The organism is Streptomyces koelreuteriae (assembly GCF_018604545.1).
GTDB lineage: Bacteria > Actinomycetota > Actinomycetes > Streptomycetales > Streptomycetaceae > Streptomyces > Streptomyces koelreuteriae.
In genome coordinates, this window is the sequence record NZ_CP075896.1 from 3,238,054 (window position 1) to 3,251,891 (window position 13,838).

Genomic DNA, 13,838 nt, shown 5'->3' on the forward strand with positions numbered 1-13,838 from the left:
CGACGTGCGAGAGGCAGCCATGACCGATCCCGTGTACCGCACGATCCTCCTCTTCGACATCGAGCAGTACGGCTCACGCGACGACGTGGAACAGGCGTTCCTGCGCCGCGTCCTGTACGACGTCGTCGACACGACCCTGCTCGACGCCGGCGTCGACGAGACGGCCCGGCTGCGCGCCGACCGCGGCGACTCCGTCATGGAGCTGATCGACACCGCGGTCCCCGTACCCGCGCTGATCAAGACCCTCCTGACCGAGACCCCCGCCCTCCTCCACAACAAGAACCGCCTCCTGGCGACCAGCGCCCGCATGCGGCTGCGCATCGTCCTGTCCTCCGGCTACGTCGCCGTCGACGAACTCGACGGCTGGGTCGGCTCCGACCTCAATCACGCGGTCCGCCTGCTGAACTCCGACCCCCTGCGCGACGCCCTGAAGCAGCGCGAGTCCGACTGCGTGCTCTGCGTGTCGGAAGGCATCTACCAGGGGGTGGTACGGCACGGCCCGCTGGGCGTGCGTCCGGAGGAGTTCCACCGGGTGACGGTGGGGACGAAGGAGGGGCCGACGGTGGCCTGGGTGCACGGGGAGTCGGGCACCAGCACGCCGAACCCCCCGGAAGCTCCCGCCGACGCCGAGGGCCCGGACGCGCCCGCCTCCCGGCGCTCCGACGTCCAGATCCACGGCGATCAGTACGGTCAGGCAGGCGGCACACTCCACGGCGGACAGCACTTCGACTTCACCGGCCGGGCCCGGGAAGAGCGCCGATGAGCCAGGAGGAGAATCCGGCCGACACTGCGAATCCGGCCGAAGGGCAGGACGGCGAGAAGAAGGAGCGGGACGAAGCTGCCGAGGACCAGCCGAGGCAGGAGGCGTGGGCCGCGCGCCGGGACCTGATCGCGCACGCCCCGGACTTCGTCTCCACCCTCGTCTCCCGGGACCAGTTCGGCCAAGCGGGCGGCACGCACTACGGTGACCAGCACTTCCACTTCGGAGGCCGGGCCGAGACGCCCCTCCCGCTGTCCGGGCCGGTACCGCACGGGGAGATCGAAGAACTACAGGTCGTCTTCCGGGGCTGCCAGAGCTTCGACGAGGCCCTGAAACGCCTGCGGGCCGACAGGCTCGTCATCCTGTCCGGCGGACGCGAGACAGGCCGCCGGACCGCCGCGCTGATGCTGCTGCACCGGCTGGGCGCCGAGCGGCTTCGTTCCCTCGATCCCCCCGCGTCGTTCCCCGAGCTGGCCGACCAGGTGGACAACTCGACCGGATACGTCCTGTGCGATCTGCCCGTCAGTCGGAACCGTCCCCTGCGCGAGGCCCAACTGCACTCTCTTCGGGAACGGTTGGAGCGCGCCCGTGCCCGTCTGGTGATCACCGTCGAGCCCTCGGCGGCGCTGGGCGACCTGCCCTCCGTACGGTGGGAGCCGCCGTCCGCGGAGCATCTGCTGCACGCCCATGTCACGCCGGCGACCGGTGAGTCCGCATGGCCGGAGCTGTGCGGACTGACAGCGGTGAAGGAGTTCCTCACCCGGCACCACCGGCCCGAGGAGATCAGGCAGTTCGCGCTGCGGCTCGTCGCACACCATCGCGGTGAGATCGACGAGGTGGAGCTCGCCGCGTTCGGCGAGACCGCCGTGGCGACCCAGGTGACCCGCTGGCTCACCGAGGAGAAGCCGGAGCTGATCGACAAGGCGTTCCTCGTCTCCCTCGCCGTCTTCGACAAGGCGCCGTACGCGGTGACGGCCGAGCTCGCCGACGGCCTCTTCGTACGCCTGCACGACATTCAGAGTCCGCACACCCGACCGCCCATCCCCGTCTTCGGCAGCTCCCGCAAGGAGCGGCTCCGGCTCGCGCACGCCGACGGCTATGTGACCGCGGAGGTCACCGAGTGGGGTCCTCTGAAGGGCAGCTTCTGCGCCGCCTTCCAGGACGAGCGGACGGCTCCGATGCTGCTGGAGGAGGTGTGGAACCTCCACCCGTCCGCGCGCCCGGCCTTCGCGGAGTGGATCCGCAAGCTGGCCGACGACCGCCGTCCCCTCGTGCGGACCCGGGCGGCGTCGGCCGCCGCGCTGCTGGCCAAGGCCGATCTGTCGTCCGCCATGGCCCACCTCATCGAGCCCTGGGCGGACAGCCGCAAGCCGCATGCCTGGCTGACCGCGGCCAACGCCCTCACCATGACCCAGCTCCTGGAGGTGCCGGCCGTCTCCCGGATCCTGCACGACTGGTGCATCGGGGACGTCGAGAGCCGCCGCTGGACGGCCATCCGCGCCTACGGCCTCCTCGGGCCGGTGCACCACGAGGAGACTCTGGCGGCACTCGTGGACGCCATGCACCGGCCACCGCCCGCCGAGGCCGCGAGCGCCGAGGAGGACGGGGAACCACCGGAGGAGGCCCGGCAGCTCGCCGACGCCCTCGAACTCCTCCTCCTCGCCGTACGGGACCCCGTACTGGCCGCCCTGACCGAACTCCGCCGCACCGACCGGATGGTCCGCCCGCACGCCCTGCTCGCCTTCTTCCAGGCCTGCAAGCAGACGAAGGACGACGACAGCGACCGCCCGCCCGTCCTCTCCTGGTACGCGCGGGCCGCGGAGGCCGAGGATGCCACGGCCGCCCGGCAGCTGGCCGACTTCTGGGACGCGCTGCTCGCCGACCGGACGCACAACCCGAAGGCCCTCGGCGTCCTGCGCGGCTGGGTGCGCGCGGCCGATGACGCCCCGGAGACCGAGTCGGCCCTCGCCTCGCTGCTCGGCGCCCTCGTCGCCACGCCCACCAACCGGCGGCGCGTCGGCCATCTGCTGGGCACGGTCCGCGACTCCAGAGGAGCCGTCACCCCGGCCGCGGACCGGCTGAGCAAACGCCTCGCCCTCGACTGACCTGCCTTCGGAGGCCGACCATGGAACACGAGACCGACCCCGTCCGTACCGTCTGGCAGCTACCGCGCTTCCACATCGGCGGCCGGCGCTTCATGGGCCGCATCGACCACGCCCTGGTGTGTGTGACCCGCAAGGGCGCGTACGAGACCTTCCCACCGCCCGACCGTCCCGCGTCCATGCGGCGGTACGTCGCCGTGTACGAGGTGGACACGGACCCGCACGCCTTCGAGCTGACCGTGCCCCTGCCCAGCCTGGTCGACAGCTTCGAGTTCGAGGTCACGGCCGACGTCGGCTGGCGGGTCACCCACCCGGCGCTCTTCGTCCGCAGCCAGGAGCGGGATGTACCCGGCCTGCTCACACGGGAGCTGCTGCCGCTGATGCGGGACGCCGGCCGCCGCCACCCCATCGACGCGAGTGCCGAGGCGGAACGGGCCGTGCAGCGGGCGGTGCGGGACGAGCCCTCGCTCGGCCGCGCCCAGGGCCTGCACGTCACCTGCTCCGTACGCCTGCGCCGCGACGCCACCGAGCGATCCCACCAGGACCGCCTGCGGACCGCCCGGCACGAGGTGGAGGCCGCGCAGCCGGAGCACGAAGCCACCCGGCTCCGCGACACGTACGAGGCCGAACGCAGGGCCGAACAGATCAGGTTCTACGAACGCACCCTGGCCAAGGGCGGCGCCGCCGCACTCGCCCTGCACCTGGCGGCGCACCCCGACGAGACCCGGCTCGTCCTGGAACACCTCCAGTCGGGCCAGAACAGGCTGCTGGACACCCAGGTGAACCTGATCAACCAGGCCCTGGACAACAAACAGCTGGAGGGCTACCAGCTCGACGAGCCCCACAAGCTCATCGCCGAGCGGATGAAGGCCATCCTGAAGACCACCGACCCGTCCGCTCCGCCCGAGGACGATCCGGATTCCGGCACATGAACCCCCCGGACGATCCCGATGTGCGGGCGGGCGCCCAACTGCTCGCCGACCTCCGCGGCGAGATCGCCCGTGCCGACGCCAAGGCCACCGTGCTCGTCGGCGCGCTCGGCATCTCGGGGGGCATGCTCGCCGCACTCCTCGCCAACCGCGGCTGGACTCCCGACCGGCTCCCGGCGCCCGCCGCCCTGCTGTGGTGGGCCGGGGCGGCGTCGCTGGTCGTCGCGCTGTTCGCCCTGCTGCTGGCGGTCATGCCCCGCTACCGGGGCAGCCGCTGGACACCCGGCAGCCCGCTCACCTACTTCGGCGACGTACGACGAGCCGCACGCCAGGGGCTGCTCTCCGCAGCCCTCGCGGACACCGGCCGCGACCCCGCTCGGGGCCTTCTGCTCGCCCTCGCCGACACCAGTGCCATCGCCACGCGCAAGCACTTCTGGATCCGGACCGGACTGCTCTCGTTCGGCTGCTCGGCGGCTCTGCTGCCCGGATCGATGCTCCTCGCCTGAACCACACCGCTCTGTCCCCCGCACGGGAAGGAAGGCCCATGCCCATCTCCGCACCGGTCCCCGACGACGACCTCACCCGCCGCCCCGGCCGGATCCACATAGCCGCCCGCCGACGCGGGGCGGACCTCACCGCCCTCGGCTCGCTGGCACTGCACCTCCCCCACGTCGCCGCCAGCCTGACCGTCGTCTTCGTCGTGTCGTACGCCCTGAGCCACCTGATCCATCTGCCTTGGTGGCTGCTCTTCGGCAGCTGGGTGCTGAGCGGGGCCCTGGTCTTCCACCGGCCGTGCGAGCGGCTCCTGGCCCGGTGGCTGTTCGGCCTGCGCTACCCCACACCGGAGGAGGACAGGCGACTGCGGCCCGTCTGGCACGAGGTGACCGCCCGGGCCGGAGTGGACGCGAAGGCCTATCAACTCTGGATGGAGGAGAGCGATGAGATCAACGCCTTGGCGGCGGCCGGGCACATCGTCGGCGTGACCAGTCATTCGCTGCGGACCCTGACACCCGCCCAGCTCGCCGGGGTCCTCGCCCACGAACTGGGGCATCACACGCGGGGACACGCGTGGGCCTCGCTGCTGTCCCTCTGGTACGCGCTGCCGGCCCGGCTCGCCTGGCGGCTGCTGCGCCTGCTGTGCACCCGGCTGGGCCTGCTCCCGACGGGTGCTGCCGCCGTGGTGATCGGCGTCGCCGGGGCTCTCCTGATCGCGCTGGCGACTGCCACGTACGGGCTGGTCTTCCTGCCACTGGCGACGCCCTACCTGGTGGCCGCGGTCTCCCGGCGGTCCGAGCTGCGGGCCGACGAGCACGCGGCGGGGCTCGGCTTCGCGCCCCAGCTGATGGCCGTACTGCACCAGGAGCGCGACCGGGAGGTCACGGCCGGCGTCCCGGGCCCCGCCTTCTCGAAAGGCGGAATGATCGCGCGACTGCTCGACTCCCACCCCGATGTGCACACCAGGCTCCACCGCCTGCAGGCCCATCTCGACAGCCGGCGTTGACACGCCAAAGGGCGGCCACCCCGACCAAATCGGGATGACCGCCCTGTGAACTCAGGCGACTCGCTTACTGGTTGTACGGCCCGTAGTCGTAGTCCTCCAGCGGCACGGCCTGCCCAGACCCCGTACCGAACGGCGAGTAGTCGATGTCGTCGTAGCCGACGGCCGAGTACATCGCGGCCTTGGCCTCCTCGGTCGGCTCGACCCGGATGTTGCGGTAGCGGGACAGACCCGTACCGGCCGGGATGAGCTTACCGATGATGACGTTCTCCTTGAGGCCGATGAGGCTGTCGGACTTGGCGTTGATCGCCGCGTCCGTCAGGACTCGGGTCGTCTCCTGGAAGGAGGCGGCCGACAGCCAGGATTCCGTCGCCAGCGAGGCCTTGGTGATACCCATCAGCTGCGGACGACCGGAGGCCGGGTGACCGCCCTCCTGGACCACACGACGGTTCTCGGTCTCGAACTTCGAGCGCTCGACCAGCTCGCCGGGCAGCAGCTCGGCGTCGCCGGACTCGATGATCGTCACGCGGCGGAGCATCTGCCGGATGATGATCTCGATGTGCTTGTCGTGGATCGACACACCCTGCGAGTTGTAGACCTTCTGGACCTCGCCGACCAGGTGGACCTGGACGGCACGCTGACCCAGAATGCGCAGCACGTCGTGCGGGTTGGTGGCACCCACGGTGAGCTTCTGGCCCACCTCGACGTGCTCGCCCTCGCTGACCAGGAGACGGGCACGCTTCGAGATCGGGAACGCCGTCTCGTCGCTGCCGTCGTCCGGGGTGACGACGATCTTCTTGGTCTTCTCGGTCTCCTCGATCCGCACGCGGCCGGAGGCCTCGGAGATCGGGGCGACACCCTTCGGGGTACGGGCCTCGAAGAGCTCGACGACACGCGGCAGACCCTGGGTGATGTCGTCACCGGCCACACCACCGGTGTGGAAGGTACGCATCGTCAGCTGGGTGCCGGGCTCACCGATGGACTGGGCGGCGATGATGCCGACCGCCTCACCGATGTCGACCAGCTTGCCGGTGGCCAGGGAGCGGCCGTAGCACATGGCACAGGTGCCGACGTGCGACTCGCAGGTCAGGATCGAGCGGGTCTTGACCTCCTCGACACCGTGGTGCACGAGCTGGTCGATGAGCACATCGCCCAGGTCCACATTGGCCGGCGCGATCACCTTGCCGTCGATGACGACGTCCTGGGCGAGCATGCGGGCGTAGACGCTGGTCTCGACGTCCTCGGCCTTGCGCAGGACACCGGCCTCGTCCTTCGAGGCGATCCGCAGCTTCAGACCGCGCTCGGTGCCGCAGTCCTCCTCGCGGATGATGACGTCCTGGGAGACGTCGACCAGACGACGGGTGAGGTAACCCGAGTCGGCGGTACGCAGGGCCGTGTCCGCCAGACCCTTACGGGCACCGTGCGTGGAGATGAAGTACTCCAGCACGGACAGACCCTCACGGAACGACGCCTTGATCGGACGCGGGATCGTCTCGTTCTTCGCGTTCGACACCAGACCACGCATACCGGCGATCTGACGCATCTGCATCATGTTGCCTCGTGCACCCGAGTTCACCATCATGAAGATCGGGTTGGTCTTCGGGAAGTTGTCGTTCATCGCCTCGGCGACCTCGTTGGTCGCCTTGGTCCAGATCGCGATGAGCTCCTGCGTGCGCTCGTCCTTGGTGATCAGACCGCGCTCGTACTGCTTCTGGACCTTCTCGTCCTGCGCCTCGTACCCGCGGACGATCTCCTTCTTCGCCTCGGGAACGACGACGTCGGAGATGGCCACGGTGACGCCGGAACGGGTCGCCCAGTAGAAGCCCGCCGCCTTCAGGTTGTCGAGCGTCGCCGCCACGATGACCTTGGGGTAGCGCTCGGCGAGGTCGTTGACGATCTCGGAGAGCTGCTTCTTGCCGACCTCGTAGTCGACGAACGGGTAGTCCTCGGGCAGCAGCTCGTTGAAGAGCGCGCGGCCCAGGGTGGTGTTCAGCCGGAAGCTGTCACCCTGCTGCCACTCGGGCTCGCCCTCCTCACGCGCCGGCGGCATCCAGCCACGCGGCGGGATGGTGCCGACCGGGAAGCGGACGTCGATCTTCGACTGGAGCGACAGCTCGCCCGCGTCGAAGGCCATGATCGCCTCGGCGACCGAGGCGAAGGAACGGCCCTCGCCCTTGAGGTCGCGCATCTCGCCGTCGGTGGTGAGGAAGAACAGACCGAGGACCATGTCCTGGGTCGGCATCGTCACCGGACGGCCGTCGGCGGGCTTGAGGATGTTGTTCGAGGACAGCATCAGGATGCGGGCCTCGGCCTGCGCCTCCGCGGAGAGCGGCAGGTGGACGGCCATCTGGTCACCGTCGAAGTCCGCGTTGAACGCGGTGCAGACGAGCGGGTGGATCTGAATGGCCTTGCCCTCGACCAGCTGCGGCTCGAAGGCCTGGATGCCGAGGCGGTGCAGCGTGGGCGCACGGTTCAGCAGAACCGGGTGCTCCGCGATGACCTCTTCCAGCACGTCGTACACGACCGTGCGGCCGCGCTCGACCATGCGCTTGGCGCTCTTGATGTTCTGCGCGTGGTTCAGGTCGACCAGGCGCTTCATCACGAACGGCTTGAAGAGCTCCAGCGCCATCGCCTTCGGCAGACCGCACTGGTGCAGCTTGAGCTGCGGACCGACGACGATCACGGAACGCGCGGAGTAGTCCACACGCTTACCGAGCAGGTTCTGACGGAAGCGACCCTGCTTGCCCTTCAGCATGTCGCTGAGGGACTTCAGCGGGCGGTTACCGGGACCGGTGACCGGACGACCACGACGGCCGTTGTCGAACAGCGCGTCGACGGCCTCCTGGAGCATGCGCTTCTCGTTGTTCACGATGATCTCGGGCGCACCGAGGTCGAGAAGGCGCTTCAGTCGGTTGTTCCGGTTGATCACACGGCGGTACAGGTCGTTCAGGTCGGAGGTCGCGAAGCGGCCACCGTCCAGCTGCACCATCGGGCGAAGGTCCGGCGGGATGACCGGCACGCAGTCGAGCACCATGCCCTTGGGGCTGTTGCTGGTCTGCAGGAACGCGGAGACGACCTTCAGGCGCTTGAGCGCACGGGTCTTCTTCTGGCCCTTGCCGGTGCGGATGATCTCGCGGAGCTTCTCGGCCTCCTCGTCGAGGTCGAAGGACTCCAGGCGCTTCTGCAGCGCCGCGGCACCCATCGAGCCGTCGAAGTACGTGCCGAAGCGGTCGCGCAGCTCGCGGTAGAGCAGCTCGTCGCCCTCGAGGTCCTGGACCTTGAGGTTCTTGAAGCGGTTCCACACCTCGTCGAGACGGTCGATCTCGCGCTGCGCACGGTCACGCAGCTGCTTCATCTCGCGCTCGGCACCCTCGCGCACCTTGCGGCGCACGTCGGCCTTGGCGCCCTCGGCCTCCAGCTCGGCCAGGTCGGTCTCGAGCTTCTTGGCGCGGGCCTCCAGGTCGGCGTCGCGGCGCTGCTCGACCTGCTGGCGCTCGACGGAGACGTGGGCCTCCAGCGAGGGCAGGTCACGCGTACGGCGCTCCTCGTCGACGTACGTGATCATGTACGCCGCGAAGTAGATGACCTTCTCGAGGTCCTTGGGAGCCAGGTCGAGCAGGTAGCCCAGCCGGCTCGGGACGCCCTTGAAGTACCAGATGTGCGTGACGGGAGCGGCCAGCTCGATGTGGCCCATCCGCTCACGACGCACCTTGGCGCGGGTGACCTCGACGCCACAGCGCTCACAGATGATGCCCTTGAAGCGGACGCGCTTGTACTTGCCGCAGTAGCACTCCCAGTCCCGGGTCGGACCGAAGATCTTCTCGCAGAAGAGTCCGTCCTTTTCGGGCTTGAGGGTGCGGTAGTTGATGGTCTCGGGCTTCTTGACCTCGCCGTGGCTCCACTGACGGATGTCGTCAGCGGTAGCCAGACCGATCCGGAGCTCGTCGAAGAAGTTGACGTCGAGCACTATGCGTCAATCCCTCTCAGGGTTGTAAGTCATGGGGTCTGATACGGGGGTCCTGGGGCCGGAGGCCTTCATGACGAAGGCCTCCGAACTCCCGTCAGACCTCTTCGACGCTGCTCGGCTCGCGCCGGGACAGGTCGATGCCAAGCTCCTCCGCAGCGCGGAAGACATCCTCGTCGGTGTCGCGCATCTCGATGGACATGCCGTCCGAGGACAGCACCTCCACGTTGAGGCACAGGGACTGCATCTCCTTGATGAGCACCTTGAAGGACTCGGGGATGCCGGGCTCGGGAATGTTCTCGCCCTTGACGATGGCCTCGTAGACCTTCACGCGACCGGTGACGTCGTCGGACTTGATGGTCAGCAGCTCCTGGAGGGCGTACGCGGCGCCGTAAGCCTCCAGCGCCCACACCTCCATCTCACCGAAGCGCTGGCCACCGAACTGGGCCTTACCACCCAGCGGCTGCTGGGTGATCATCGAGTACGGACCGGTCGAACGGGCGTGCAGCTTGTCGTCGACCAGGTGGTGCAGCTTCAGGATGTACATGTAGCCGACCGAGATCGGCTCCGGGAACGGCTCGCCGGAGCGGCCGTCGAACAGCGGCGCCTTACCGGTCGGGAGCACCATGCGCTCGCCGTCGCGGTTCGGGATCGTGTGGTTCAGCAGACCCGCCAGCTCGTCCTCACGCGCACCGTCGAAGACGGGGGTGGCGACGTTGGTGCCGGGCTCGACCTTGTCGGCCTCGATGGCCTGGAGGCGCTGCGCCCAGTCGTCCGCGAGACCGGAGACGTCCCAGCCGCGGCTGGCGAGCCAGCCGAGGTGGATCTCCAGGACCTGACCCGGGTTCATTCGGGACGGCACACCGAGCGGGTTGAGGATGATGTCGACCGGGGTGCCGTCCTCCAGGAACGGCATGTCCTCGATCGGCAGGATCTTCGAGATGACGCCCTTGTTGCCGTGACGGCCGGCGAGCTTGTCACCGTCGGTGATCTTGCGCTTCTGCGCGACGTAGACGCGCACCAGCTGGTTCACACCGGGGGGAAGCTCGTCGCCCTCCTCGCGGTCGAAGACGCGGACGCCGATGACCTTGCCGGTCTCGCCGTGCGGCACCTTCAGCGAGGTGTCACGGACCTCACGGGCCTTCTCACCGAAGATCGCGCGCAGCAGGCGCTCCTCGGGCGTCAGCTCGGTCTCACCCTTGGGCGTGACCTTGCCGACGAGGATGTCACCGGCGATGACCTCGGCGCCGATGCGGATGATGCCGCGCTCGTCGAGGTCGGCGAGGACCTCCTCGGAGACGTTCGGGATGTCCCGGGTGATCTCCTCGGGGCCGAGCTTGGTGTCACGGGCGTCGACCTCGTGCTCCTCGATGTGGATCGAGGAGAGGACGTCGTCCTGCACGAGGCGCTGCGACAGGATGATCGCGTCCTCGTAGTTGTGACCCTCCCACGGCATGAACGCCACGAGCAGGTTCTTGCCCAGCGCCATCTCGCCCTGCTGGGTGGCCGGACCGTCCGCGAGGATCTGGCCCTCGATGATCCGGTCGCCCTCGCCGACGATGACCTTCTGGTTGACCGAGGTGCCCTGGTTGGAGCGGGCGAACTTGGCCAGGCGGTACGTGATGTACGTGCCGTCGTCGTTGGCGGTGGTGATGTAGTCCGCGGAGACCTCCTGGACCACACCCGGCTTCTCGGCCTTGACCACGTCGCCGGCGTCGGCCGCGGAGCGGTACTCCATGCCGGTGCCGACGAGCGGGGCCTCGGACTTAATCAGCGGCACGGCCTGACGCATCATGTTCGCGCCCATGAGGGCACGGTTGGCGTCGTCGTGCTCCAGGAAGGGGATCATGGCGGTCGCGACCGACACCATCTGGCGCGGCGAGACGTCCATGTAGTCCACGTCTTCGCCGGTGACGTAGTCGACCTCGCCGCCCTTACGGCGGACCAGCACGCGGGCCTCGGCGAAGCGGAGCTCGTCGGTGAGCGGCGCGTTGGCCTGCGCGATGACGAAGCGGTCTTCCTCGTCGGCGGTCAGGTAGTCGACCTCGTCGGTGACCTGGCCCTCGAACACCTTGCGGTAGGGGGTCTCGACGAAACCGAACGCGTTGACCCGGCCGTAGGAGGCGAGCGAGCCGATCAGACCGATGTTCGGGCCTTCAGGCGTCTCGATCGGGCACATGCGGCCGTAGTGCGAGGGGTGCACGTCACGGACCTCGAAGCCGGCCCGCTCACGGGACAGACCACCGGGACCCAGAGCCGAGAGACGACGCTTGTGCGTCAGACCCGACAGCGGGTTGTTCTGGTCCATGAACTGCGACAGCTGGCTGGTGCCGAAGAACTCCTTGATGGAGGCGACGACCGGCCGGATGTTGATCAGGGTCTGCGGCGTGATCGCCTCGACGTCCTGGGTCGTCATCCGCTCGCGGACGACACGCTCCATACGCGCCAGACCCGTACGGACCTGGTTCTGGATGAGCTCGCCGACGCTGCGCAGACGGCGGTTGCCGAAGTGGTCGATGTCGTCGGTCTCGACGACGATCGAGGTGCCGCTGTCGCCGACCGTCTCGGTCTCGCCCGCGTGCAGCTTCACCAGGTACTTGATCGTCGAGATGACGTCCTCGACGGTCAGGATGCCGGCGTCGAGCGGAGCGTCCGCGCCCAGCTTCTTGTTGACCTTGTAGCGGCCGACCTTGGCGAGGTCGTAGCGCTTGGGGTTGAAGTAGAGGTTCTCGAGCAGCGTCTGCGCGGCCTCACGGGTCGGGGGCTCGCCCGGACGCAGCTTGCGGTAGATGTCGAGCAGCGCGTCGTCCTGACCCTGGGTGTGGTCCTTCTCCAGGGTGGCGCGCATGGACTCGTACTCGCCGAACTCCTCGAGGATCTGCTCGGTCGTCCAACCGAGAGCCTTGAGCAGGACGGTGACGGACTGCTTGCGCTTGCGGTCGATGCGGACACCGACCATGTCGCGCTTGTCGATCTCCATCTCCAGCCAGGCACCCCGGGACGGGATGATCTTGGCGGAGAAGATGTCCTTGTCGGACGTCTTGTCGATGGAGGAGTCGAAGTAGACACCGGGCGAACGGACCAGCTGCGACACCACGACACGCTCGGTGCCGTTGATGACGAAGGTGCCCTTGTTCGTCATGAGCGGGAAGTCGCCCATGAAGACCGTCTGGGACTTGATCTCGCCGGTCTCGTTGTTCGTGAACTCGGCGGTGACGAAGAGCGGGGCCGCGTACGTGAAGTCGCGCTCCTTGCACTCGTCGATCGAGTTCTTCGGCGGCTCGAAGCGGTGGTCACGGAAGGTCAGCGACATCGACCCGCTGAAGTCCTCGATCGGGGAGATCTCCTCGAAGATCTCCTCCAGACCGGACTTGGTGGGGACGTCCTGACCGTTGTCCAGAGCCTCCTCGACCCGACTCTGCCAAGCGGTGTTGCCGAGCAGCCAGTCGAAGCTCTCGGTCTGCAGCGCGAGCAGGTTCGGAACCTCGAGAGGCTCCTTGATCTTTGCAAAGGAAATGCGCAGCGGGGCGGTGCTGGCGCCGTTGTTCGTATTCGCGGTCGAGGCGTTGCGCGAGGCGGCCAAGAGGGGGTCCTTCCGAGGGCTCGGACTCACTACGCGCGTACCGGCCCCTCTCCCGTACACAGAGACAAGCTGCGTCGGTCCAGCCATAAGGCCAGGTCAGACAGCTCTTGTCATCGATGCTCGGGTGAGGGCAGACCCCTGGTGACGGGCAGGGGACAGCTAACAGGCAGCGCAAAGGGTCAGTGTAGCCACTTGGCACACTGATGTCCAGTCCGGGTTTTCACGCCCGTGTTGACCCTCGTTGTTCCACTCCTGCGACAAGGCGCTGCCCTCAACGCACGTTGATACTGCCCTCTTCGCCGTCGATCCATGCCTCGGATACGGATCCTTGTGACGACGCGTCCTGAGAATTGCGCGCTGCGTGCGGTTCGTCAAGGCCCCCCTGCCCGAAGCGGAGCCGCCCGGAGACACGACGAAGATCACCATACCCCCCGCCACCGGGGGTGCAAGGCAACCGTGGCCGGACCCCCGGAACGCCGAAGAGCGACCACCCGGATGGATGATCGCTCTTGAGCGCTTACGCGTTACACGTCCAGGGGGACGTGTCGTGGATCCTGACGGATCCGAGAGGTCTTACTTGACCTCGACGGAGGCACCGGCGCCCTCGAGGGACTCCTTCGCCTTCTCGGCGGCCTCCTTGGTGACCTTCTCCAGAACCGGCTTCGGCGCACCGTCGACCAGGTCCTTGGCCTCCTTCAGGCCGAGGGAGGTCAGCTCACGCACGACCTTGATGACCTGGATCTTCTTGTCGCCGGCGCCGGTGAGGACGACGTCGAACTCGTCCTGCTCCTCGACGGCCTCGGCGGCGGCGCCACCAGCGGCACCACCGGCGACGACGACCGGCGCGGCAGCGGCGGCGGTGACGTCGAACTTCTCCTCGAAGGCCTTCACGAACTCGGAGAGCTCGATGAGGGTCATCTCTTCGAACTGGGCGAGCAGGTCGTCCTGGCTGAGCTTCGCCATGATGGCGGTCCTTCCACTAAATCGGCAGGTGCCGGATGT

The 13,838-nt window shown here is 68.2% G+C and carries 8 protein-coding genes; 5 read left to right on the plus strand and 3 right to left on the minus strand.

The window, feature by feature from the left end:
- Positions 1-19 precede the first annotated feature (19 nt).
- From KJK29_RS14300 to KJK29_RS14320, 5 genes are read left to right on the plus strand one after another with little or no spacing between them, the layout of a single operon-like run.
- Entirely contained in the window at positions 20-763 is a 744-nt protein-coding gene (locus tag KJK29_RS14300; RefSeq protein WP_215119460.1) for a hypothetical protein, read from the plus strand.
- A complete protein-coding gene (locus KJK29_RS14305) occupies positions 760-2,865 on the plus strand; it encodes a hypothetical protein (protein WP_215119462.1) in 2,106 nt (701 codons plus the stop codon). Before KJK29_RS14300 ends, KJK29_RS14305 begins: the two co-directional genes overlap by 4 nt.
- Positions 2,866-2,885: 20 nt before the next feature.
- Positions 2,886-3,794 (plus strand): SPFH domain-containing protein, encoded by a 909-nt coding sequence (locus tag KJK29_RS14310; protein ID WP_251057796.1) that lies wholly within the window; start codon positions 2,886-2,888, stop codon positions 3,792-3,794.
- Positions 3,791-4,297 carry a Pycsar system effector family protein gene (locus KJK29_RS14315; RefSeq protein ID WP_215119463.1) on the plus strand — a complete coding sequence of 169 codons (507 nt, stop codon included), beginning with the start codon at positions 3,791-3,793 and terminating at the stop codon, positions 4,295-4,297. Before KJK29_RS14310 ends, KJK29_RS14315 begins: the two co-directional genes overlap by 4 nt.
- Before the next feature lie 38 nt (positions 4,298-4,335).
- Positions 4,336-5,292 carry a M48 family metalloprotease gene (locus tag KJK29_RS14320; RefSeq protein ID WP_215119465.1) on the plus strand — a complete coding sequence of 319 codons (957 nt, stop codon included), beginning with the start codon at positions 4,336-4,338 and terminating at the stop codon, positions 5,290-5,292.
- 64 nt (positions 5,293-5,356) lie between these two features.
- Here KJK29_RS14320 and KJK29_RS14325 read toward each other — a convergent pair whose 3' ends face one another.
- From KJK29_RS14325 to rplL, 3 genes are all read right to left on the minus strand, one after another.
- Positions 5,357-9,256, minus strand: a complete 3,900-nt coding sequence (locus tag KJK29_RS14325; protein ID WP_215119466.1) for a DNA-directed RNA polymerase subunit beta' — start codon at positions 9,254-9,256, stop codon at positions 5,357-5,359.
- Positions 9,257-9,350: 94 nt separating this feature from the next.
- A complete protein-coding gene (rpoB, locus tag KJK29_RS14330) occupies positions 9,351-12,836 on the minus strand; it encodes a DNA-directed RNA polymerase subunit beta (protein WP_215119468.1) in 3,486 nt (1,161 codons plus the stop codon).
- A gap of 573 nt (positions 12,837-13,409) precedes the next feature.
- Positions 13,410-13,799, minus strand: a complete 390-nt coding sequence (rplL, locus tag KJK29_RS14335) for a 50S ribosomal protein L7/L12 (RefSeq protein WP_215119469.1) — start codon at positions 13,797-13,799, stop codon at positions 13,410-13,412.
- Between the last annotated feature and the right edge of the window lie 39 nt (positions 13,800-13,838).

What these genes read in the sequence shown, in the direction of transcription:
- KJK29_RS14300 (WP_215119460.1), top strand. Translation starts at nt 20, where the DNA reads ATGACCGATCCCGTGTACCGCACGATCCTCCTCTTCGACATCGAGCAG.
- KJK29_RS14305 (WP_215119462.1), top strand. Translation starts at nt 760, where the DNA reads ATGAGCCAGGAGGAGAATCCGGCCGACACTGCGAATCCGGCCGAAGGG.
- KJK29_RS14310 (WP_251057796.1), top strand. Translation starts at nt 2,886, where the DNA reads ATGGAACACGAGACCGACCCCGTCCGTACCGTCTGGCAGCTACCGCGC.
- KJK29_RS14315 (WP_215119463.1), top strand. Translation starts at nt 3,791, where the DNA reads ATGAACCCCCCGGACGATCCCGATGTGCGGGCGGGCGCCCAACTGCTC.
- KJK29_RS14320 (WP_215119465.1), top strand. Translation starts at nt 4,336, where the DNA reads ATGCCCATCTCCGCACCGGTCCCCGACGACGACCTCACCCGCCGCCCC.
- rplL (WP_215119469.1), bottom strand. Translation starts at nt 13,799, where the DNA reads ATGGCGAAGCTCAGCCAGGACGACCTGCTCGCCCAGTTCGAAGAGATG.